The 19,464-nt window shown below is 68.7% G+C and carries 19 protein-coding genes; 14 read left to right on the forward strand and 5 right to left on the reverse strand.

Annotated features, from left to right (window positions below):
* Window positions 1–1,710: 1,710 nt before the first annotated feature.
* Window positions 1,711–1,851, forward strand: coding sequence for a hypothetical protein (locus DO944_RS15710; RefSeq protein ID WP_181574254.1), 141 nt, complete (start codon window positions 1,711–1,713; stop codon window positions 1,849–1,851).
* Between the two features lie 103 nt (window positions 1,852–1,954).
* On the opposite strand, the gene DO944_RS13550 is transcribed toward DO944_RS15710, so the two are convergent.
* Window positions 1,955–2,491, reverse strand: a complete 537-nt coding sequence (locus DO944_RS13550) for a hypothetical protein (protein WP_146752061.1) — start codon at window positions 2,489–2,491, stop codon at window positions 1,955–1,957.
* 442 nt (window positions 2,492–2,933) lie between these two features.
* Between DO944_RS13550 and DO944_RS13555 the strand changes: the two genes are divergently transcribed.
* The 7 genes from DO944_RS13555 to DO944_RS13585 all read left to right on the forward strand — a co-directional run bounded on the left by DO944_RS13555 (window position 2,934) and on the right by DO944_RS13585 (window position 8,667).
* On the forward strand, window positions 2,934–3,425 hold the full coding sequence (locus DO944_RS13555; RefSeq protein WP_112617706.1) for a hypothetical protein: 492 nt from the start codon (window positions 2,934–2,936) through the stop codon (window positions 3,423–3,425).
* A 1,208-nt stretch (window positions 3,426–4,633) separates the two neighbouring features.
* Complete coding sequence (locus DO944_RS13565) at window positions 4,634–5,737, forward strand: site-specific integrase (protein WP_112617707.1); 1,104 nt, start codon at window positions 4,634–4,636, stop codon at window positions 5,735–5,737.
* Window positions 5,738–6,153: 416 nt separating this feature from the next.
* Window positions 6,154–6,465: a hypothetical protein gene (locus tag DO944_RS13570; protein ID WP_258524744.1), complete on the forward strand. Its 312-nt coding sequence runs from the start codon at window positions 6,154–6,156 to the stop codon at window positions 6,463–6,465.
* Window positions 6,466–6,613: 148 nt separating this feature from the next.
* Entirely contained in the window at window positions 6,614–7,177 is a 564-nt protein-coding gene (locus DO944_RS13575) for a hypothetical protein (protein WP_112617708.1), read from the forward strand.
* Entirely contained in the window at window positions 7,174–7,653 is a 480-nt protein-coding gene (locus tag DO944_RS15590; protein ID WP_146752062.1) for a hypothetical protein, read from the forward strand. The genes DO944_RS13575 and DO944_RS15590 overlap by 4 nt, the downstream gene beginning before the upstream one ends.
* A 28-nt stretch (window positions 7,654–7,681) precedes the next feature.
* Window positions 7,682–8,146, forward strand: a complete 465-nt coding sequence (locus tag DO944_RS13580; RefSeq protein ID WP_146752063.1) for a hypothetical protein — start codon at window positions 7,682–7,684, stop codon at window positions 8,144–8,146.
* Entirely contained in the window at window positions 8,143–8,667 is a 525-nt protein-coding gene (locus DO944_RS13585) for a hypothetical protein (protein ID WP_146752064.1), read from the forward strand. Before DO944_RS13580 ends, DO944_RS13585 begins: the two co-directional genes overlap by 4 nt.
* Window positions 8,668–8,710: 43 nt before the next feature.
* Here DO944_RS13585 and DO944_RS13590 read toward each other — a convergent pair whose 3' ends face one another.
* Complete coding sequence (locus DO944_RS13590) at window positions 8,711–9,721, reverse strand: SDR family oxidoreductase (protein WP_309300113.1); 1,011 nt, start codon at window positions 9,719–9,721, stop codon at window positions 8,711–8,713.
* Window positions 9,722–9,731: 10 nt separating this feature from the next.
* The gene (locus DO944_RS13595; protein WP_112617711.1) at window positions 9,732–10,574 is read right to left on the reverse strand and encodes a helix-turn-helix transcriptional regulator; all 843 of its coding nucleotides are present in this window, start codon (window positions 10,572–10,574) and stop codon (window positions 9,732–9,734) included.
* A 265-nt stretch (window positions 10,575–10,839) separates the two neighbouring features.
* Between DO944_RS13595 and DO944_RS13600 the strand changes: the two genes are divergently transcribed.
* From DO944_RS13600 to DO944_RS13615, 4 genes are all read left to right on the forward strand, one after another.
* Complete coding sequence (locus tag DO944_RS13600) at window positions 10,840–11,766, forward strand: helix-turn-helix domain-containing protein (protein ID WP_112617712.1); 927 nt, start codon at window positions 10,840–10,842, stop codon at window positions 11,764–11,766.
* Between the two features lie 150 nt (window positions 11,767–11,916).
* Window positions 11,917–12,624: a sigma-70 family RNA polymerase sigma factor gene (locus tag DO944_RS13605; protein WP_112617713.1), complete on the forward strand. Its 708-nt coding sequence runs from the start codon at window positions 11,917–11,919 to the stop codon at window positions 12,622–12,624.
* A gap of 115 nt (window positions 12,625–12,739) precedes the next feature.
* Window positions 12,740–12,922: a hypothetical protein gene (locus DO944_RS13610; RefSeq protein WP_112617714.1), complete on the forward strand. Its 183-nt coding sequence runs from the start codon at window positions 12,740–12,742 to the stop codon at window positions 12,920–12,922.
* 109 nt (window positions 12,923–13,031) lie between these two features.
* Window positions 13,032–14,060: a S41 family peptidase gene (locus DO944_RS13615; RefSeq protein WP_112617715.1), complete on the forward strand. Its 1,029-nt coding sequence runs from the start codon at window positions 13,032–13,034 to the stop codon at window positions 14,058–14,060.
* 20 nt (window positions 14,061–14,080) lie between these two features.
* On the opposite strand, the gene DO944_RS13620 is transcribed toward DO944_RS13615, so the two are convergent.
* Window positions 14,081–14,926: a hypothetical protein gene (locus tag DO944_RS13620; RefSeq protein WP_181574255.1), complete on the reverse strand. Its 846-nt coding sequence runs from the start codon at window positions 14,924–14,926 to the stop codon at window positions 14,081–14,083.
* A gap of 72 nt (window positions 14,927–14,998) precedes the next feature.
* Here DO944_RS13620 and DO944_RS13625 point away from each other — a divergent pair, with 72 nt between their 5' ends.
* Window positions 14,999–15,658: a YoaK family protein gene (locus DO944_RS13625; RefSeq protein WP_181574256.1), complete on the forward strand. Its 660-nt coding sequence runs from the start codon at window positions 14,999–15,001 to the stop codon at window positions 15,656–15,658.
* A 62-nt stretch (window positions 15,659–15,720) separates the two neighbouring features.
* A complete protein-coding gene (gene treS, locus DO944_RS13630) occupies window positions 15,721–18,018 on the forward strand; it encodes a maltose alpha-D-glucosyltransferase (protein ID WP_112617718.1) in 2,298 nt (765 codons plus the stop codon).
* A 125-nt stretch (window positions 18,019–18,143) separates the two neighbouring features.
* On the opposite strand, the gene DO944_RS13635 is transcribed toward treS, so the two are convergent.
* On the reverse strand, window positions 18,144–19,388 hold the full coding sequence (locus DO944_RS13635) for a maltokinase N-terminal cap-like domain-containing protein (RefSeq protein ID WP_112617719.1): 1,245 nt from the start codon (window positions 19,386–19,388) through the stop codon (window positions 18,144–18,146).
* Window positions 19,389–19,464: the final 76 nt, after the last annotated feature.

Consider the following 19,464-nt stretch of genomic DNA (forward strand, 5'->3'; position numbering starts at 1 on the left):
GGGATGAAGGGTCGGGGGCGTGAAGCGATGGGGGCGACCTACGAGGCCCCTAGCGATTGGAGCTGCGTCGCCGCACCCGCTGCCACCCTCCGGCTTCGTTCGCTGCGCTCGCTCCGCCTTCGGAGTGTCCGCGGTCGCGTCGCCACCTCTCCACTCGCGGCCAAGGGCTGAGGGCAATCCGGGGCCTCAATGACGACAGTCTCGCCAGGGCTGACGGGCCGCCTCCCTCCCCCTCTGAGATGACCTCCTCGGGGACGGCGGGAAGCTCGGTCTCGCGTCCGGTGGAGAGTGCGAGGTGGGGGCTTCCGGCAGCCATGCTGCCGAGGTGTGCGAGTGCACGCCGGCGGAGCCAGATGGGGTCAAAGCCGTCCCCGGTGCTCCGCCCCGGAGGCATGGTCGCGCAGTCTCATCACCGAGCGGGGCTCGGCGATGAATCCCGATCTCCGATGGCGAGAGAGCGCCAGCCCTGACTTCTCAACTGGGCGTCAAGGGGGCCAAAGACGAGGGCAGTTGAGAAGTCGATCGGGCGAAGGGTCGTGACGGTGACTGGGCGGGCTGTAAGGGACTGCGAAGTGACAACGCCTCCGGGACGGACGTGGGTCCTGGCAGCCGATACTCGGCGCATCGGGGCACCCAGGCGCAGCGCGCGCCCGCTGTCGCAGCGGTGCTCGGTGACCGTCTCCGTGGCCACTGTGGTGACCAGTCTCAGTGACCTGCGCGGTGATGTCCTGGCCGCTCCACAGTCGCGTCCGATGAGGCGAAAGAAGACCCCCAGCGCCGCCTGCAGCGGCTGTCGCGAGACCTGCTGGCCACGTCATCTCTTCGAGCTGCCGCGTCCATCAGAGGGCGCCAGGGCGCTGACCGAAGAGGCCTGAGCGATGCTCCGGCCTGCGCTGATGCGAGGCGAAAGCGACCGCGTCCCCGCGGCCGCGACGGGGCAGTCAACTGAGGGCGATACCGCCCTCAACCTCGCTCCGCTCGACGCAGTCGACTAGACGCCGAGGGCGCCAAAAGTCAGTCGACTGCTAAACCCCGTCTTTCCAACGGTTTCTGATGCCGCAGTCGACTGGACAATCCTCCGCGATGCTCCGAATCGTCCAGTCGACTGATGGTCAGTCGACTACAGAAACCGCTGATGCAACAGCAGAAATGACCTCGATCCGGCGCTGAAGCTTCGGATGCGAGGGAGAGAGAGAAAAGAGCATAAGGGGAGGTGACGCCGGGCTGCGTTTCACCCTTCGCTGCGCTCGGTCGAAACTTGCCCTGCGGTCGGCACAGCCGACACCTCTTCGGAAGCCCCTGAGACTGTCGCTTCGCTCGGTCTCCTGGTCTTCCTCACCCTCACCGCTGGCGCGTCTCGGGCCCTTCGGCGGCTGAAGCCGGTCGAGACCGGCGAAGCTGCCGCCGACGTCGCCGCGTCGGCCGCTGACGCCGGCGCCGATGGCGCCGGCGAGACGGCCTAGGACACCGGCACCCTCGGGCGCGCGGGCACCCAGGTCGAGTACGGCGGCTTGAAGTACCCGACTGCGAGGTCAGCGAGCTGCGGGAGCTCGCCGTGGGTGAGCGCGTGCTGCTGATGGGGGCGCTCATGGCGATCGAGCGGGGCGCGCTGCACAGCGACCTGTCCTGGGTCGCCGCGGCGGGCGCCTACTCGGGCTTCCCGTCGAGGACGAGGACCCGAGGAACGCGCGGTACCCGGCGGCCCCGCCCATGGGTGTCGTCGCAGGTGAGGTCATCGCCGCCAGCGACACCCGCAAGACACTGCGGCTGAGCGCGGGCATGCTGATGGTCGCCGCCGCGGTGGTCACCACGATCATCCGCCGCCGGCGAGGAGCACCCACCTCCGCCTGACGCAATGGAAACGGCCCCGGCCGACGTCAGCTCACATGCTGCGTCGGTCGGGGCCGCTTCGTGCTCGGGTGCGACCGCGCTAGTCAGCCGCGGTCGACGCGGATCAGCCCTTGAGGTCGCCGACCGCGCTGTGGCAGATGCCGTTGGCGGCCGCGAGGTTCTGCGCCCAGACCGTGCCGTCAGGAGCAGTGACAGCGACCGAGGACACGGAGCCGTCCCACAGCTCGTCGGCGCGGGTGGCGTAGGCGATCGACGCTTCGGCGTCGTCGTCCTCGAAGTAGGCGTTCCACGCGGCATCGATCCACATGCACCGGTAGATGTTGGTCGGCTGCTGCAGCTCGGATTGCTGGACGCCTGTGGATGCGGGCATTTCGGCCACGGATGACGGCCATGCATACCCGGCGGGCGGGGCATCCGGCCAGCTCGCGACCGCCTCGGCGAGCCGGGCATCTCGGCGCTCGATGTCGGCCTCCCGAGCGGTACGGCGCTCGTTGTCGGCGGCGGCATCGGGCGTCGCCGAGCGCGTCGCGACGGGGGAGGCCGGCGTGCTCACGGTGTCCGGGGCGACTGTCGGCGCGCAAGCCGTGAGCGCGAGCAGGGTGAGCGCGAGGGCGGTAAGGGGCTTGGCGCGCGACGACATGCTGGGCACGTTACGCAAGTAGCGCACGTGCCCACAACTCGGCACACGGGCCCTCGGGGGCGTCGCGCAGGCCGGCGCGGGCGTTCTTCACGTGGCGCTCACCTGCGGCCTCGGAAGCGACACGTACGGGTGCGCGGAACTCGTCAACGCGATCGGTCAGCTCGCTACCGAGGCCATCATGCTCCGCGTGTTATAGCTGTCCCTGAGTGCGGTCGCACGGTTGCGGAGGAGCACCTCCTGTCAGGTCGCAGCTCAACGCTAGGCGTCCGTTGCCAAGGCATCCGTCTCGTAGCTGAGCGGGTAATCGATCACGGATCTATTGCACGAATCATTACCGATATCATTTCCGCGACTCTTGCCGCCTCTCTCGAGCAACACTGAACTCGAGTGCTGCGCGCCCAAACGGCCGCTCGCAGTCTCGCCGTGTCCCTATGCTTCACTCGTGAACCTCCGCACGATTCCCGCCACAAGCGCGGCTGCAGTCCTGTCCCTCTTCCTACTTGCCGGCTGCTCGGCTCCCGCTGACCCCGCCTCCGCCGACGCTGACAGCTCCGCGCAGAGCGAGCCCGCGGCGACCGAGCCGGCGCAGGAGGAAGCGCCCGAACCGGTCGACCTGACGGGGGAGTGGATGCAGTCGAACTCCGGCGACGGGCAGTCCTACCAGGCGGCGACCGTCGCCGATGGCGTGATTTCGATCGACTGGGTCAACGACGAGGATCAGTCGCGCGCTGTCTACTGGGTCGGCACCTACGAGGCGCCGGCGGACGCTGCGACCTCGTTCAGCTGGGACTCGGTCAATGACCACTCCAAGACCGACAGCGCGCTGCTGGCGTCTTCGGACGAAACGAAGACCTTCAAGTACGTCGACGGCATTCTCAGCTACGACGTGACCGCGATGGGCGTGACGAGGACCGTCGAGCTCAAGAAACAGTAGGTCCGCGCATCCGTCCGGGCCGAGCTAAGCGGGCAACGTCGACGCGTCAATCAAGGGCTCACCGGGAAAGGGCAGGCCGCGAATCCGGCCCGCCGTGGCTCTGAGGCCCCCAACAACCCGCGTTGAGCACCGCGCGAGTGCGACAGAGTACGGCGTGCGCGCCGCAGACGGTCACGACATCTGTGAGCGCCGCCTACGAGAAACAGCGAGACCCCCTGATCCACGTGTGTGGGGGGGGTCTGCGTCGGCAAGCCTACCGCGCTCCGCGCGTCCGTCTAGCAAGACGGTGGCGGCATTCGTGGGCAGGTATGGCCCTCGTCGGTCGGGGCGCAGCCGAGAAGCTCGCATGGAGTCCTCGGTCCCGCAGTCGCCAGGAACCTCAACGCGCTCGAAAAGTCAGCGCTAAGGGCGCCGTCGTCGCGCTCCGGGCGAGGACTCACGTGTAGGTCGCCTCCTTCTCCACTCCTCTGGCAGAAGGTCGGAGGCGAGTTGGAGACACGTGTCAGCACGCCCCAATAGTCGAGCATCGCGTAAGGTGTTGCCCGGTAGCTAGGGCTGGAACAGTGCCCCGAGCGCCAATTCGAGAAACCCACGCTTCGGCGTGGGTTTCTGCGTTGTCTGCCGCATAGCCTGCGCCCGCTTCACGTCGGGGACACCCGGTGCGGTCGTCTCGGAATGATCCGGCCCCTCCTCAAATCGAATCTGGTGCGGTCAGCGGTTCGGCAAGCGCGTGCCGTCGTGGCATCGACCTCCGTGCTGAGACGCCTGAGTGTGAGATGTCGGTGGTACCTGGGAGCATGTGGGTGTAATCGAAAACTGAGTGTTGTCGCGATGACGGCTAGCTCGGCGCGGAGACACTCCCGCGCCACGACCAAACAGTCGTAACGGGGCACAACGATGGGCAAGGGACCCGTCGGAAGCACTCCTCACACCATGAGGAGATGTCCCTTTGTCTACATCCACCACTACGCCCGTGCGCAGTTTGGCCGAGGCTGTCGCCAGCTCTGAACTGCTCGACGCTCTGATTCGGCCGGACACGCTTGCCGATCGACTTGGGACCACCGAGCGCAACCTCAGCGAGTGGCGTATCACGGGCCGTGGTCCCAGATACATCCGGGTCGGACGTTCGGTTCGCTACCGGCCCGAGGTAGTGGATGCCTGGCTTCTCGCGCAAGAGCACGCGAGCACGGCGGAAGAAGCCTGCTGACGTGGGGACGATCAAGGCGTACGCCACGAAGAACAAGGGTCGGCTCTACGAGGTCTGGTACCGCAAGCCCGATGGCTCTCGAGGTCATGATCGCGGTTTCAAGCTGAAGCGGGATGCTGAAGCACACCTCGCGTCCGTCGAAGTCGCCAAACTCCGGGGCGGGTACATCGACCGCGCCGACGCCAAGGTGACCGTCGCTGAGATCGGCGCCGAGTGGCTCGTGCGACACAAGGCCAAGGTGACGGTCAGTTCGCATCACTCCGTTGACAGTGCATGGCGGGTGCACGTTCTCCCACGTTGGGGTCACTATGCCGTTGGCGCGGTCACCCGACGCGAGGTCGAGGCATGGCTAACCGATCTCGGCCGCACGCGTTCCCACACCACCGTCGCGCGAGCCCGCGACCTGCTCGCCGGCATCTTCGACGACGCCATCGAGGACAACAGGGTGCTCAAGAATCCGGCTCGCGGGCTCACAATCAAGAGGAAGCCCATCCCGGACGAGGTGTTTCTCGACCATGCACAGGTCGAAGAGCTTGCCCTCGCATCTCGATACCCTGACCTGATTCGTTTCCTCGCTTACACGGGGCTCAGGTGGGGCGAGGCGACCGCGCTCCGGGTGCGGAACGTTGATCGTCAGCGTCGCCGAGCTCACATACGGGAAGCTGTGGCAGACGTTAACGGCACGCACCACCTGGGCTCGGTGAAGTCACACGAGAGGCGCTTGGTAGCGTACCCAGAGTTTCTGGACGGCGCCATCGAGCGCGCTTGCCAAGGCAAAACCCCTGACAGTCGGCTCTGGGAGGGGACAAGCGGGTCATACCTTCGGCCCGGGAACACCTACAGCGGGTGGTTCGCCGGTGCGGTGCGTCGTTGCATGGACGCCGATCCCACCTTCCGCCGTGTAACCCCACACGATCTGCGTCACACCGCAGCCTCTCTCGCTATCAGCGCGGGGGCCAACGTCAAGGTCGTGCAGCGCATGCTCGGGCACAAGTCCGCGAAGGTCACGCTGGACACCTACGCAGCCCTCTTCCCCGATGACCTCGACAACGTCACCGCCGCACTAACTCACCGGCGTGCCGAGCAGCTAGCGCGAGCTGCCTGACGCATCGACCGAAGCACGCGTGGTGCATTTTGGTGCACTTCTGGGTGTGGGTACCCGTGCGCAGGTGTGAGCTTGCCCCCGCAGATGTGCACGTAAACGAGCACAAGTGGCGGCGGTAGCGTCCTTGCAAGGCCCGCGAAATGGGTTCAAATCCCACCGTCACCGCCAGCGAAAACCCCCGGTTATCCGGGGGTTTTCTGCATGTACCGGGCGCAGTCAGGGTGGGCTGGCGGCGCCGGGGAAGGCGCGGTTCTCTTCGTGATCTTTTCTCGCTGCACCGAAGCCGAACCCGCGACGAGCCGCCTGCGGGAGGCTGACCCCCTCGAATCGCCCCCCGGCGCAGCACCAGCTGCGACCGACGGCATCTTTCTTCGGGTAGAGCCGCGAGGGGCTGCCCGGTGCGGTAGGAAAGTCCCATGCCAAACAAGCCCGTGAGCCGTCGCTCCCTCGTCGAGAGTGCGGAGAACGGCGGTGCTCATGGGCGGCGCCGGCGTCGGTTGATGGCGCTCGGGAGCCTGCTTGCGATCACCGGCGGTCTGGTCACAGTTCTCTTCTTCGCACAGCCCTGGCGGACGTGCGATTACGAGGACACGTCGATCGGTTGCTCGATGCTGCCCCACGATGCAGTCGTGATGGGAGTGGCGTGCGTCGTCGCTCTCATCGGTATCGCAGTACTGATCGCCGGGCGGATGAGCCCGTCGCGGCCGCGCTCGGATCGCCCGACCTGATGTCGACGACCCGCCCCGGCGCAGCGCCAGCTGCGACCGGGGCTTTTTCTTTCGCGCTGGCGCGCCGTGGTTGAAGAATCCTCATCCGTTCGTGCGATTCGCTTCGTCGACTGCGCTCATAGGCTGGTGATGCCTTGAGGAGGGCGGCATGACCGACGTTTCCGTGCATTTCGACACGCGTCGCTCGTCGGCAACCACGATCGTCGCGGCGAGCCGAATGCACTCTCGCGGAGGTGGCGAACAAACGAGGCACGCGCGGGGCATGTCGATCGTCGCTGTTCTTGCTTTTGTGGGTTTCGCGACGGTGGGGTGCGCAGTGGCTGAGCGACCGACGCTCGAGCGGGCGAAGGCTGAGACTCAGGCCGTCTTGCAGCAGATCGCGGACGAGGTTCCCGATGGTGTTGTCGAGGTACGTACCCCTGATTCGGCCTACTTGGCCTGTGACGGAGGCGGGTATTACTCGATCAACCATTGGGTTGTCACGCCAGGGCCCGGATTCGGCGGTGAAGCGTTCGTCGACGCGTTGCCCGAGCGATTGGGTGATGGCTTCGTTGTTGCCGAGGCGGTGGACATCAAGTCCCCGGCCGTGGCCCTCAACCACGTCAGCGGCGCGGCCCTCGACGTCGTGGTCCTTGAGTCGGTCGGCGGTGTTGTTGTTGTCGATCTTCTTGGACTCGCGCCATGCGGCGATGGCGAGCCGCCGACCGAATGAGCAGCGAATCAATCAAGCGGCCCCGCGCAGTGTCGGTCACTGCAGTTCTGACGCTGGCAGGCATGACGATGGCGGGGTGCGCGATGGCAGGGCGACCGACGCTCGAACAAGCACGGGCTGAGACCGAGGCAGCGATGCAACGAATCGCGGACGAGATCCCCGGAGGTGTCGTCGAGGTGCGAACTCCCGACTCGGCTTACCTGGCTTGCGATGGCGGTGGGTATTACTCCATCAACCGTTGGGCGGTCGCTCCACAGCCTGGTTTCGACGGCGAAGCATTCATCGATGCGCTCCCCGGCCGCCTTGGCTCTGATTTCGTGATCGCCGAGACGGTGGACATCAGGTCCCCAGCCGTGGCCTTTGATCACGCCAGCGGGGCTGTCTTCGACGTCAAGGTACTGGGAGTTGAAGGAGACATTGTCGTGGATCTTCTCGGTCTCGCTCCACGCGGTGATGGCGATCCTGAGGGAGTGTGATGGGGTGTCACCTGCGAACGGAGATCTGATGACAGCCACGCGCACCTCGTCGGCCGCCCTCGTCGGCGCGCTGGCAGCCGTGGCCCTGTCGGGGTGTGCAGTGGCGGAGCGACCGACGCTCGAAGAGGTGCAGGCTGAGACCGAGGCTGTCCTGCAGCAAATTGCGGACGAGGTTCCCGGTGGGGTTGTGGAGGTCGCCGCGCCTGACCCGTCTTTCGTTGCGTGTGGCGACGACACGTACTGGGCCACTCTTCATTGGGGGGTCACGCCGGGCCCCGGGTTTGACGGGGAGGCGTTCGTGGAGGCTCTTCCCCGTCGCTTAGGCGAGGACTTCGTGGTCGCTGAGACGGTGGACATCACGTCGCCCGCCGTCGCTCTGGATCACGTCAGCGGTGCCCTGCTCGACGTGATAGTTCTCGAAATCGACGGAGGCATTGTGGTCGACCTGCTCGGTCTGACTCCCTGCGGGGTAGGACTGCCTCCGGCGAGATGATCCCCACCGTGGAAAGACCACCGTACGGCGCAGACGCCGCTTCCGAGATGCCGCCCTCGAGGCGCGCGAAAGGCGTCGCGCTTTCGGTGATACTCGCGTTGGCAGCGACGTCGATCACTGGTTGTGTCGTGGCAGGTCGGCCGACGATCGATGAGGTGCGTGCTGATACGGACGCGATGATGCAGCGCGTCGCGGATGAGGTTCCCGGCGGGGTCCCGGAGGTCCTGCCGTCCAACTCGCCCTACCTGGAGTGCGCCGAAAACTCCTTCTACTACTCGACGCGCTGGACCGTTGCCCCCGAAGCGGGGTTCAACGGATCGGCCTTCATCGAAGCGCTCCCGGATCGTCTGGGTGACGGGTTCCGCGAGTTCGAGACGGTCGAGGTATCGGTGCCTGCCATCGCATTGAAGCACTCCAGCGGCATGATCCTCGATGTCCAGGTGATCGATCTGGACGGCCGTACGGTCGTCTCCCTGCTGGGCGTCTCTGCGTGCGGTGAAGGGGAACCGCCGGCGGAGTAGCCGAGACCGCCCGTCGCCCATGGCCACCCCGCGCCCGTCCCGCTCAGATCGCGAACCGCTCGCCGATCATCTCGAGCGAGGCATCCCAAAGACGCGGTCCGTCGGTGAGGTCGCGGAACGGCGCCCAGAACTCCTGGCGACGCGGTGCGCCCGCGATGACGCGACGTGGGCCGTAGAACTCGTCGCCGCGGGAATCGGGGCCGGCTGCCGCGACCAGCGCGGGCTCCGCCGCGCCCGGCACGGTGCCGGCGAGCCCCACGCGCGAGAGCGCGACGATCAGCGCCCGGCCCGGAAACGCCTTCGCCCGGCCCATCCCGGGCTGCGCCGCGAGCAGATTCGTCGGGCTGACGCCGGGGTGTGCGATGTTGCTCGACACGCCCCATCCGCCGGCGCGGCTGCGCGCGTCGAGCTCGCGGGCGAAGAGGGCGACGGCGATCTTCGACTGCCGGTACGCGGCCATGTCGTCGTAGCCGCGCCGCCAGTCGAGGTCGTCCCAGTTCAGCCCGCCCGAGCGGGCCGCCACGCTCGTCTGGTGCGTCACGCGCGCTCCGCCGGCGCGCAGCAATGGCAGCAGTCCGAGGGTGAGCGCCACGTGGCCGAGGTGGTTCACGCCCCATTGCAGCTCGAAGCCTTCCGCGGTGGGTCGCCGTGAGCCGGGGTGCATCACACCGGCGTTGTTGACGAGCAGATCGACGGGTCGGCCCGCCGCCACGAGGTCGCGCGTGAACGCGGCGACCGAGTCGAGCGAGGCGAGATCGAGCGGACGCGTCGTGACCTCGGCGCCCGGCACGGCACGGCGGATGCCGTCGAGGGCTGCCTCGGCTTTGGCGGGGGACCGTGCCGGCAGGACGACGGTCGCTCCGGCGGCCGCCAGCCGTGTCGCGATCACCCGGCCGATGCCGTCGGTCGCGCCGGTGACGACGGCGAACCGTCCATGCAGGTCGGAGAGGGGAGCGGTGCCGCGGGTCATGGTTCCTCCGTCGTTCGCGCGGACCGGGCGGTCCGCTCGTCCCATGCTGATCGCGGCGCGCGGCGGCATCCAGAGCCGGCTCATCCACTGATCGTCAGGTCACCCCTGCGCCGGCGCCGATGACGGCCAGTAGCTGCAGCTTGTCGTGGCTCTCGCTCCCGGGCGCCGCGGTGTAGACGAGCAGGCGGTGCGACTGATCGGGGTCGAGGAGGGTCTGACACTGCAGCTCGAGCGCGCCGACCTCCGGATGCCGGAACCGCTTGACCTCGGGCGGAGCGATGCCGACCTGCTGGGCATCCCAGAGAGAGCGGAACTCCGCGCTGCGTTCTCTGAGCGACGCCGCCAGCGCGGCCGCGCGCGACGACGGGCCGCGCAGTGCCACGATCTCGCGCAGACCTCCCGCGTACACCCGGGAGAGGACCTGGTGCTCCGCCGCGTCGTACGACTCTCGCGCCGACGGGTCGGTGAACCAGCGGTAGCCGAGGCTGCGGGCATCTCCCGTGTGCCGGGTCGCATCGCCGACGAGAGCGATGCTCAGCGGCGTCTGGCGCAGGGTCTCGCCGAGCTCTGTCACGATCTCCGCCGGAGTGTCGTGCAGCCGGTCGAGGATGCGCAGCAGACCCGGGCTGACGTGATCGCTCGCGGGCCCGCGAGGGGGCGGCGCGTGTCCGGCAAGTCGGAAGAGGTGGTCGCGCTCGCCGAGCGTCAGATGCAGCCCCTGTGCGATCGCGGCGAGCATCTGCTCCGACGGGCGGGGCCCGTTGCCGCGCTCGAGACGGGCGTAGTAGTCCGTCGACATATTGCAGAGGGCGGCGACCTCCTCGCGGCGCAGCCCCGGAGTCCGGCGGCGCTCGGCGCGCGGCAGCCCGACATCCGAGGGCTGCAGCGCCTCGCGCCGCATCCTCAGGAATGCGGCGAGCGTGTCTCGATCGATCATGTGTCGTTCGCCTTCCCGGTCACGCGGTGCGGCCTCTGTTCTACCGGTCGGGGGGTCTCGCAGCCAGGACCTGCCGCTCCACCCCTCGCGCCCGTCAGCGCGCTCGTGCGAGGTGACGGACTGCTCAGGGAGATTCCATCCGTTCGGCGGCCGGCTCCGAAGAACAGCGGGGGAATTCAGCGTGCGGCCTCCTCGGTGCATGTCGAGGTGGGTATTACAGAATGGACTGTAACCATTGCCGTCGGTCTCCAAGAAGGGGGCGTGGATGCGACGTCGTCGTCCGCTCGCTGCTCATGACGAGTTCGAGCTGAACAAGTTCCGCGCCGATGGGCGAGAGAGGCTCCTGAGCCTGATGCCGCTGACGTCGTACATGTCGTCGGCCAACATCGGCTTCGTTGCGGTGCGCGACGAAGACGCGCTGCTGCGGGCCAACGTCGCTCGCATCGGCGGATATCTGTTCGTCCATGCTCGGATGCCGGCGGCGACGGTCGTCTGGCCGCGGGACGAACACTCTCGAGACCGCGTCGCTGCCATCGTCGCGGAGAACCGGGCGATGCGCTTCATCTCGGAAGCCCCCGTCGTCGTCCGGCGGGGCTCGTCATTCCTGATCCCGCCGGGAACGGCGCCGGTCACGATCGAGGCGACGGAGCCGACCGAGCTCGTTTTCATCACCCTGGATGCGGGCGAATTCGCGGCCAGGCGGCGGATGGGCTTCGATCGCATCAGCCGCGGCGCGACGAGCGAGGCCACTATCCGGCCGATGGCGACGTTCGTCAAGGCACTCTGCGCGATCGAGTCCGAGGTCGCCGAGGTGGGCGTCTCGCCGTTGGCCGACGCGGCGAGCGAAATCGCCTGCTCGATCGTGGCCGCACTGGTCGGGAAGAACACGCCGGAGCCGTCTTTGCCCAACGCCATCATGGAGATCCTGGTCCGCGAGTACGCCTCGCCGGCTCTCTCGCTGTCTGCCGTGGCGGGCCGGCTGGGCGTGTCGACCCGCACGGTGCAGAGCGCGCTGAGCGCGCAGGGCCGCACGTTCTCGGAATCCTTGCTCGAGATCCGCTTGAAAGCGGCGTCCGAGCTCCGGCGCCACAATCCCACGATGACTTTGGATGTGGTCGCGCGAGCGACCGGGTTCGGAACCAGGCAGTCGCTTCACCGAGCTACCCGGAGAGCCGCCGAGCGGTCGGGCTGACGGGCTGGTCCCCGGTCGAGACGCGCCCTCGATGTCGCGGATCGCGCAGATTCGGCGAAGCCGCGTCACGTTTCGTGAAGCGAGTCGTGAGGACGGTGATGGGCTTCCTAGGCTCCGGCTGGAGCATGTAGGCGGCGCGGGGAGAAAACGATGGGCGCGCGGTACGACGCGACCCGGTCGCGCGACGATTCCCTTGTGGAACGCGTCCGCGCCGGCGATATGAATGCGTTCGGCGAGCTCTGGCGTCACCACGCAGAATCTGCGATGTCGGCGGCGCGGGGGTTCCGAGGGCTCGATCCCGACGACATCGTCGCCGAGACGTTCGAGAAGGTGCTCCGAGCTCTTCGGGAGGGTAAAGGACCGACCGGCGCCTTCCGGTCCTACCTCTTCGCCGCCGTGCGCAACGTCGCCCGCGATCATTACCGTTCCCGCCGTGAGTCGACTGACGACGACCTCGAACGCGTCGTGGACGAGCGCGCTCTGAGCGGTGAGCAGGCGGCGATGAGATCACAGGACCGCCAAGCAGCCGCCGCAGCATTCTGGTCGCTGCCCAGCCGATGGCGGAAGGCTCTCTGGTACAGCGAGGTCGACGGCATGCCGCCGCGAGAGCTCAGCGACCTGCTCGGGGTCTCACCGAACGGGGCATCGGCGCTCGTGCTGCGTGCCAAGCGCGGCTTCCGCGACGCCTGGGTGAGTGCTCAGCTCACGCGGTCCCGCTCGGAGGGATGCCGGCCGATCGTCGCGGAGTTCGGCGCCTACACGCGCGATGGTCTCTCCGCCCGCGATCGCAGACGCGTCGACGAGCACCTGCAGACGTGCGGGACCTGCACGCTCAGCGCCGAGTTCATCGCGAGCTGACGCGTCGCTGCCTGTTCGCGTCACGATTCGCCGAATCGCGTGTCCCTTCAACGACCGACCGGCGACGGCACGCGTGTGCTGTTCGTCGGGATGCTCCCGAAGAACAGGCGCGACCATGACACAGCTGACCACTCTCGATGATGAGGCCCCCGGCGAGATCGACGGGGACCGAGCACGCGACGGGGCGGATGTCGTGCGAGGCATCGCGATCGCGATCGCACTCTCGCTGGCTGTCTGGGCGACCCTCGGCGGTGCTGCGTACGCCTTCGCTCAGGTGGTGCTCGCCGTCACCGACTGATCGCGGATCTCCTCCTCGGGTATGACATCCGCTGGCGCGGCTACATCGCAGTGGCGATGTGCTGAAGCCGCGAGATCGAGACGATCGGTGAGTGCCACGGTCGAGAAACATGACAGCTGCAGGTCCCGAGCGGAAGCGCCGCCGTCGTCGGCGGCGTCTGGTCGGCGCGACCGTCGCGGTGGGTGCGCTCGCGGCGGTGACAGTCGTCGGCGTCTTCGCACTCGACGTCTACGGCCCCCGGTTCGGCGTCTACCTGGTTCCTCCGTCGGTGCAGAAGTACGCGGAGATCGCCGTCGAGCGCCTCGACCGTGGGTATCACACCGACAGCGCCGAGTGGCCGCCGGTCCGCGCCGCGCTCCTCGAGACCGCGGCGCATGCTTCAACGTACGCCGAGCTGTATCCCGCTCTCGGGGAGGCGGTCGCGGTCGCCGGCGGGCCGCACTCGCGCTTCATCCCCCCGGGCGAGGAGCGCTCCGCCGAGGCGACCGCGTCCGTGCCGGTGCCGACGGTGAGTTCCGAGGGTGGCATCACCACGGTCGTGCTGCCGGAGATGCTCTCCACGGATGCGGACGACCAGGACGCGTACGCGATCACCGTCGCAGACGGGATCGACCGGGCTGCGGCGGGCACGTGCGGTTGGATCGTGGACCTTCGCGGCAACGTCGGCGGCAACATGTATCCGATGCTCTCGGGGGTGACGGCGCTGCTTCCTGACGGGCCGGCGCTGTCGTTCCGCGACCGGCACGGCAGTGACGCCGTCGTGACGATGCGGCCGAACGGGGTGGCGCTGGGCGAGAACGTCTTCGTGGACGTCGGCGATCGAGCGAAGGCGACCGGAGTGCCCGTCGCGGTGCTGCAGGACGACAGAACGGCATCGAGCGGCGAGGCCGTGCTCGCATCCTTCCGCGGAGTCGACGGTGTCCGCACGTTCGGCACGCCCAGCGCGGGCTACACGTCGGCGAATGCGAGCACGACGCTCTACGACGGGGCCACGCTCGTGCTCACGGAGAGTGCTTACGTCGACCGGTCCGGTCGCAACCACGACGAGCGGAGCATCGACCCGGACCAGCCGGCGACGGCATCCGCGTCAGAGGACGAGGCGCGCGCCTGGCTTCGCGAGGAGGGATGCGGTGGATGATCCGCGCCTTTCGCTGACGCTCATCGGCGCTGGCTCACCGGAAGCCACAGCATCGTCTGCTCGTGGATGATGAACCCGCCGGGAGGAGTGTCCGGCTCGTCAGCCTCCATCGCTCCGCCGCGTGAGCGGAGTTCGTCGATCGCGGCGCTGCGCCGCCTGACCAACTCGGCCACATCTGTGCGCCCGTCGAGATCGCGCATCAGCTCGGCCGTCATCCGATCGCGCTCGACGGCGATCTCGGCTGCCACGTCCAAGTGCGCCAACTCGACCCCGTTGTCGATGTCTGTGGTCATCGAGCCACCGCGTGCCCTCATGAGCCGGACGACGATCGCTGCGATCGCTGCGAGCACAGCGCCCAGAAGATAGAGCATCCGGACGCCCCCGTCGGTTACCACCCAGGCCACGGCCGCGGCGGCGATCACGAGGACTGCGAGCAACGTGCTCTGCAGAGCGACCGGTCGCCCGAGCGGTCGGCCACCGGCAGCCGCCACGGCCGCCAGAGCCCCGATCCCCACGACGACGCTGACGATCCCGCCGGGAACCACCGTGTTCTCGATTCCGAGGCGGATGCCGTTGAGCATGCCGATCGGCAGCACCGAGAGCAGCAGCAAGACGAACACGACGCGCAGGATCACTCCGCTGTGCGGGTCACGTGCGCCGAAGCGCTCACGAAGATGTGCTGTGACGCTGCGCCGTGCGGCGTTGCTGGCCGCGGCACCCTCGTGCCAGAGCCGGTCGACCGGGTCGCCCAGGCCCGCCGAGCGCAGAACCGCGGCATCGACGTCCGCCCGAGTGAGGCGCTGGTGGGGCCGTGCGCCGAAGTCCAGGCCGGCGAGGCCGTCAGTGGGTGGATCGGATGCAGTCATCAGCGCCGATTCTCCTCCTCTTCCATCGCTCGCGTCGTGCGGGCTGCGGTGGGCGGGGAGGAGACTGATGGCATGGTCCGTCAGCTCAGCGCGCGTCGTCTCGCCGTCGCGGTCGCTCTCGCCTCGCTCGCGGGGTACCTCGACGGCTGCGGCTTCATTCTGCTCGGCGGCTACTTCGTCTCGTTCATGACCGGCAACACGACCCGCCTGGCGGTCGACCTCGCGCACGTCGACTGGTCGGCCGCGGGCCTCGCGGCTGCGCTCATCACCGCGTTCGTCATGGGCGTCATGGCGGGCACCGCGCTCACCTCGCCGGCATCCGACCGCACCGTGCACATCCTCGGCGTCATCACCGCCTCCGCGGCGCTCGCGGCCGCGCTGGCTCCCACGACCGCGCCCGCCGTCGCCGGGTCGCTGCTGGCGTTCGGGATGGGGGCCGCCAACACCGTGCTGGCGCAACGGCAGGATGTCGCGTTCGGGGTGACCTACATGACTGGAGCGCTGGTCAAGGTCGGCCAGGGCGTCGTGCGGGCGCTGCGCGGCGGGGACCGCTGGGGCTGGTCCCGTCACCTGCTCATGTGGGCGGCCGTCGCCGCGGGGGCGGTGGCGGGAGGCCTCGCCTCGTCGCTTCTCGCGTCGAGCGCGCTGTGGATCGCCACGGGTGCTGCCGGCGTGCTCACGTCGGCCGCGGCCGTGTTCCGGATGCGGCGCGGTCGGGCGCGGACCCCATAATGCTTCGCCCGCTCGGGCACCAGCCCTTTCCGCCGGATCCGCGCCGCCCCTAGCGTTGAGGCATGGCGCGCGACGACGAACAGCCGGAGGACCTCTACACCGCTCCGATCACCCTTCCGGGTGCGGCAGGCACCGACGGCGAAGACACCGATCTCGAGGTGCCCGAGATCAGTTACGACGAGCAGCGCTATCCGGCCCGCCCGCGGCGACTGCGTCCGCGCGACCAGTTCCGCGGCGGCAGCGTCCGCCGCAACATGACCGACCCGCGGACGGCGAACGGCAGCAACCCCTCGTACGTCGAGTGGCTCGTGCGGCAGTCGATGCTCAAGGATGCCGACGTGCTCGCGCGTCAGCTGTCGGGGCAGCCCGCCATGTGGCGGAATCCATACGCCCGCCCCGACGCACGCCGCGCGATCTCGACGACTGACGTGTGGTTCACCGCCTATCCGATCTCGCTCATCACCCGCCCGGGGCAGTCGTTCCTCGCCGCCCTCGGCGACGACGCGCTGTGGTCGGTGTTCGAGCGCATCGGCATCACCGCGATCCACACCGGACCGGTCAAGCGCGCGGGCGGCATCACCGACTGGCGCGAGACGCCCAGCGTCGACGGTCACTTCGACCGCATCAGCACGTCGATCGACCCGGCCTTCGGCACCGAGGAGGAGTTCCGGACCCTCTGCGACGTCGCCGACGCGCACGGCGGTAGCGTGATCGACGACATCGTGCCGGGTCACACCGGCAAGGGTGCGGACTTCCGCCTCGCCGAGATGGGCTTCAAGGACTACCCGGGGATCTACCACATGGTCGAGATCCCGCCGGAGGACTGGCACCTGCTGCCCGACGTCCCCGAGGGATACGACAGCGTCAACCTCGACCCCGCGAACGAGCATGAGCTCGCCGAACGCGGTTACATCATCGGAGCGATGCAGCGGGTCATCTTCTACACCCCGGGGGTGAAGGAGACGAACTGGAGCGCCACGGCGCCCGTGATCGGCCCCGACGGCACGACCCGGCGCTGGGTCTACCTGCACTACTTCAAGCAGGGTCAGCCGTCGATCAACTGGCTCGACCCGACCTTCGCCGGCATGCGGCTGGTCATCGGCGACGCGCTCCACTCGCTCGGCGAGCTCGGCACCAGCGCGCTGCGCCTCGACGCCAACGGCTTCCTCGGTGTCGAGAAGAGCGCAGAGGGCCTTCCCGCATGGTCGGAGGGGCACCCCCTCTCGCACGCGGCGAACCACATCATCGCGGGCATGGTCCGCAAGGTTGGCGGCTTCACGTTCCAGGAGCTGAACCTGACGATCGAGGACATCCGCGACACCGGAGCGGTGGGCGCCGATCTCTCGTACGACTTCATCGGACGCCCGGGCTACCACCACGCCCTGGCGACCGGTCAGACGGAGTTCCTCCGTCTCGCGCTGACCTCGTCGCTCGAGCTCGGCGTCGCGCCGGTGCAGCTCGTGCACGGCATGCAGAACCACGACGAGCTCACCTACGAGCTCGTGCACTGGGCGACGCGGCACGGCGAAGACGAGTACCGCTTCCGCGGACGCGACATCACGGGCGGCGAGCTCGCGGAGGAGATCCGCGCCGACCTCACCGAGCACCTCACGGGCACGGCCGACTACAACCGCGTGTTCACGCAGAACGGCATCGCGTGCACGACGACGTCGCTCATCGCGGCATCCCGCGGCATCGCACGCCTCGACGACATCACCGACGCCGACGTTCCCGGCATCCGCGACGCCCACCTGCTGCTGTGCGCGTACAACGCCTGGCAGCCCGGGGTCTTCGCCCTGTCGGGCTGGGATCTCGTCGGCATGCTGACGGTGCCCGCCGACGAGGTCGCCGACCTGCTGGGCGCGGGGGACACCCGCTGGATCGAACGGGGCGCGCACGACCTGCTCGACGCCGACCCGACCGCCACGCGCTCGGCATCGGGGATGCCGCGCGGCCGCGCCCTCTACGGCGCGCTGCCCGCGCAGCTCGACGATCCGGACTCGTTCGCGTCGCGGCTGTCGGGCATCCTCGATCTGCGCCGCGAGCATGGCATCGCGACCGCGTCACAGGTCGACATCCCCGAGGTCGCCCATGCCGGGATGCTCGTGCTCGTGCACCGGCTCGACGAGGGCGATCCCCACGCGGACGCCGCGATGCAGGTGACGGTGCTGAACTTCTCGCCCGAGCCGACGGAGGGCACCGTGCGCTCCGAGCAGCTCGTACCCCGCAGCGAGGTCTACGACGCCGCGTCGGGCGAGACCATCGGGCGCGTCGACGACCTGCAGAGCTTCAGCGTCTCGCTGCCCGGCTACGGCGCGAAGTTCCTGGTGCTCCGCGCTCCCGAGCCCGTCGAGGACTGAGTCCGCGATACATCCGTCGGATCGGTGGTGCTGGTGTCGCCTCGGCGGGCCGTTCGGTAGACACGGGCACCGTCGGACCGACGAACGTATCGGCGCATCCGCCGGGGGCGGCGCCGCAGCCCGGCTCAGGCCAGGGCGGCGTCGATCCCGGCCAGCGGCACGGGCAGCCAGTCCGGTCGGTTCCGCGCCTCGTATATGGACTCGTACACCGCTTTGTCGAGCACGAGAGCGCGCAGCAGCACCGGGTCGAGGTCGATCGCGCCGGGTGCGGCGCCGTAGGCCTCGATGAAGGCTGCGCGGCAGGCCGACGCCCATCCGATCGGGTCGGGGCCGTCGCCGACCGCGCCGGCGTAGTCGAACGAACGCAGCATTCCGGCGACATCTCGCGGCGGCAGATCGGGGATGGCGCGCTCGGCCATGGGCCGCAGCGGCTCGCCCTCGAAGTCGACGATGCGCCAGCCCCCGGCCGGAACTGCCAGCACCTGCCCGAGGTGGAGGTCGCCGTGGATGCGCTGGAGCCGCGGCCACGGGCGTGCGAGAGCCGCGTCGTACACGGCTCCGATCGCGTCCACGCGATCGGCCACGGCCGGAACCTCGTTGGCGGCGATCGACAGCCGTCGGCGCCATGCGGCTCCGGTCGCCGTAACCTGCTCCGCCGCGGCCTCCGTCGAATCGAGGGCTGCGCCCAGCGCGCCATGCACGCCGGCGACCGCGGTGCCGAGATCACGGGCCGCGTCGGTGAAGTCGCGATCCTCGCGGGCGGCCTCGAGAGCTACGGCCCAGCCGTCGCGGACGCCGCGGAGGAACTCCTGGGCGAACCCGAGCGTGCCGCGGGCTGCACCCGAGTCGCGCCCGATGTCGGGCCATTCGGCGTCGAGGCTCCCGAAGAAACGCGGGACGAAGGGCGAGCCGGCGTCGCTCAGCACGCGCTGCACGGTCACGTCGGGGTTCTCGCCGTGGTGGAGGGTCCGGAAGAGCTTGAGGATGATCGTCGGCTCGCCGTCGACGTCGTAGACGATCGAGGTGTTCGACTGCTCGCCCGTCAGCACGCGGGAGCCGGTCACGCGCGAGACGTCCACGCCCATCTCGGCCAGCGTCCCGATGGTGAACCCGGTGTGCTTCGCAGCGTCGACGAGGTAGTCGTCGCCGTCGCGGGCGACCACGTCGTCGCCGTCCGCCGGAGCCGACACGCGGGCGAGCGGCACGTTGTAGAGCGTCGGCAGTGCGCCGGCGTCGTCCATGAGGAGGTAGCTCGTCGCCCCGCCGGGGGCGGGTTGCGCGTCGAGGATGCGGAATCGCGGTTCGTGACTCTTGCCGGCATACCACCGCTGTCGCGCCGCCCAGGCGCCGAGCTCGTCTGTCAATCGCACGGTCCCACACTGTCGGTTCGGAATCTCCGAGCAAAAGGGCTGGACGCGCGCGGGGGAGAGGCGTAATGCTCTGTTC

Origin of the sequence: Microbacterium sp. SMR1 (assembly GCF_003289625.1) — a bacterium.
Classification (GTDB): domain Bacteria; phylum Actinomycetota; class Actinomycetes; order Actinomycetales; family Microbacteriaceae; genus Microbacterium; species Microbacterium plantarum.

What these genes read in the sequence shown, in the direction of transcription:
- DO944_RS15710 (WP_181574254.1), top strand. Translation starts at nt 1,711, where the DNA reads ATGGGTGTCGTCGCAGGTGAGGTCATCGCCGCCAGCGACACCCGCAAG.
- DO944_RS13550 (WP_146752061.1), bottom strand. Translation starts at nt 2,491, where the DNA reads ATGTCGTCGCGCGCCAAGCCCCTTACCGCCCTCGCGCTCACCCTGCTC.
- DO944_RS13570 (WP_258524744.1), top strand. Translation starts at nt 6,154, where the DNA reads ATGCCAAACAAGCCCGTGAGCCGTCGCTCCCTCGTCGAGAGTGCGGAG.
- DO944_RS13575 (WP_112617708.1), top strand. Translation starts at nt 6,614, where the DNA reads ATGACCGACGTTTCCGTGCATTTCGACACGCGTCGCTCGTCGGCAACC.
- DO944_RS15590 (WP_146752062.1), top strand. Translation starts at nt 7,174, where the DNA reads ATGAGCAGCGAATCAATCAAGCGGCCCCGCGCAGTGTCGGTCACTGCA.
- DO944_RS13580 (WP_146752063.1), top strand. Translation starts at nt 7,682, where the DNA reads ATGACAGCCACGCGCACCTCGTCGGCCGCCCTCGTCGGCGCGCTGGCA.
- DO944_RS13585 (WP_146752064.1), top strand. Translation starts at nt 8,143, where the DNA reads ATGATCCCCACCGTGGAAAGACCACCGTACGGCGCAGACGCCGCTTCC.
- DO944_RS13590 (WP_309300113.1), bottom strand. Translation starts at nt 9,721, where the DNA reads ATGAGCCGGCTCTGGATGCCGCCGCGCGCCGCGATCAGCATGGGACGA.
- DO944_RS13595 (WP_112617711.1), bottom strand. Translation starts at nt 10,574, where the DNA reads ATGATCGATCGAGACACGCTCGCCGCATTCCTGAGGATGCGGCGCGAG.
- DO944_RS13600 (WP_112617712.1), top strand. Translation starts at nt 10,840, where the DNA reads ATGCGACGTCGTCGTCCGCTCGCTGCTCATGACGAGTTCGAGCTGAAC.
- DO944_RS13605 (WP_112617713.1), top strand. Translation starts at nt 11,917, where the DNA reads ATGGGCGCGCGGTACGACGCGACCCGGTCGCGCGACGATTCCCTTGTG.
- DO944_RS13610 (WP_112617714.1), top strand. Translation starts at nt 12,740, where the DNA reads ATGACACAGCTGACCACTCTCGATGATGAGGCCCCCGGCGAGATCGAC.
- DO944_RS13615 (WP_112617715.1), top strand. Translation starts at nt 13,032, where the DNA reads ATGACAGCTGCAGGTCCCGAGCGGAAGCGCCGCCGTCGTCGGCGGCGT.
- DO944_RS13620 (WP_181574255.1), bottom strand. Translation starts at nt 14,926, where the DNA reads ATGACTGCATCCGATCCACCCACTGACGGCCTCGCCGGCCTGGACTTC.
- DO944_RS13625 (WP_181574256.1), top strand. Translation starts at nt 14,999, where the DNA reads ATGGTCCGTCAGCTCAGCGCGCGTCGTCTCGCCGTCGCGGTCGCTCTC.
- treS (WP_112617718.1), top strand. Translation starts at nt 15,721, where the DNA reads ATGGCGCGCGACGACGAACAGCCGGAGGACCTCTACACCGCTCCGATC.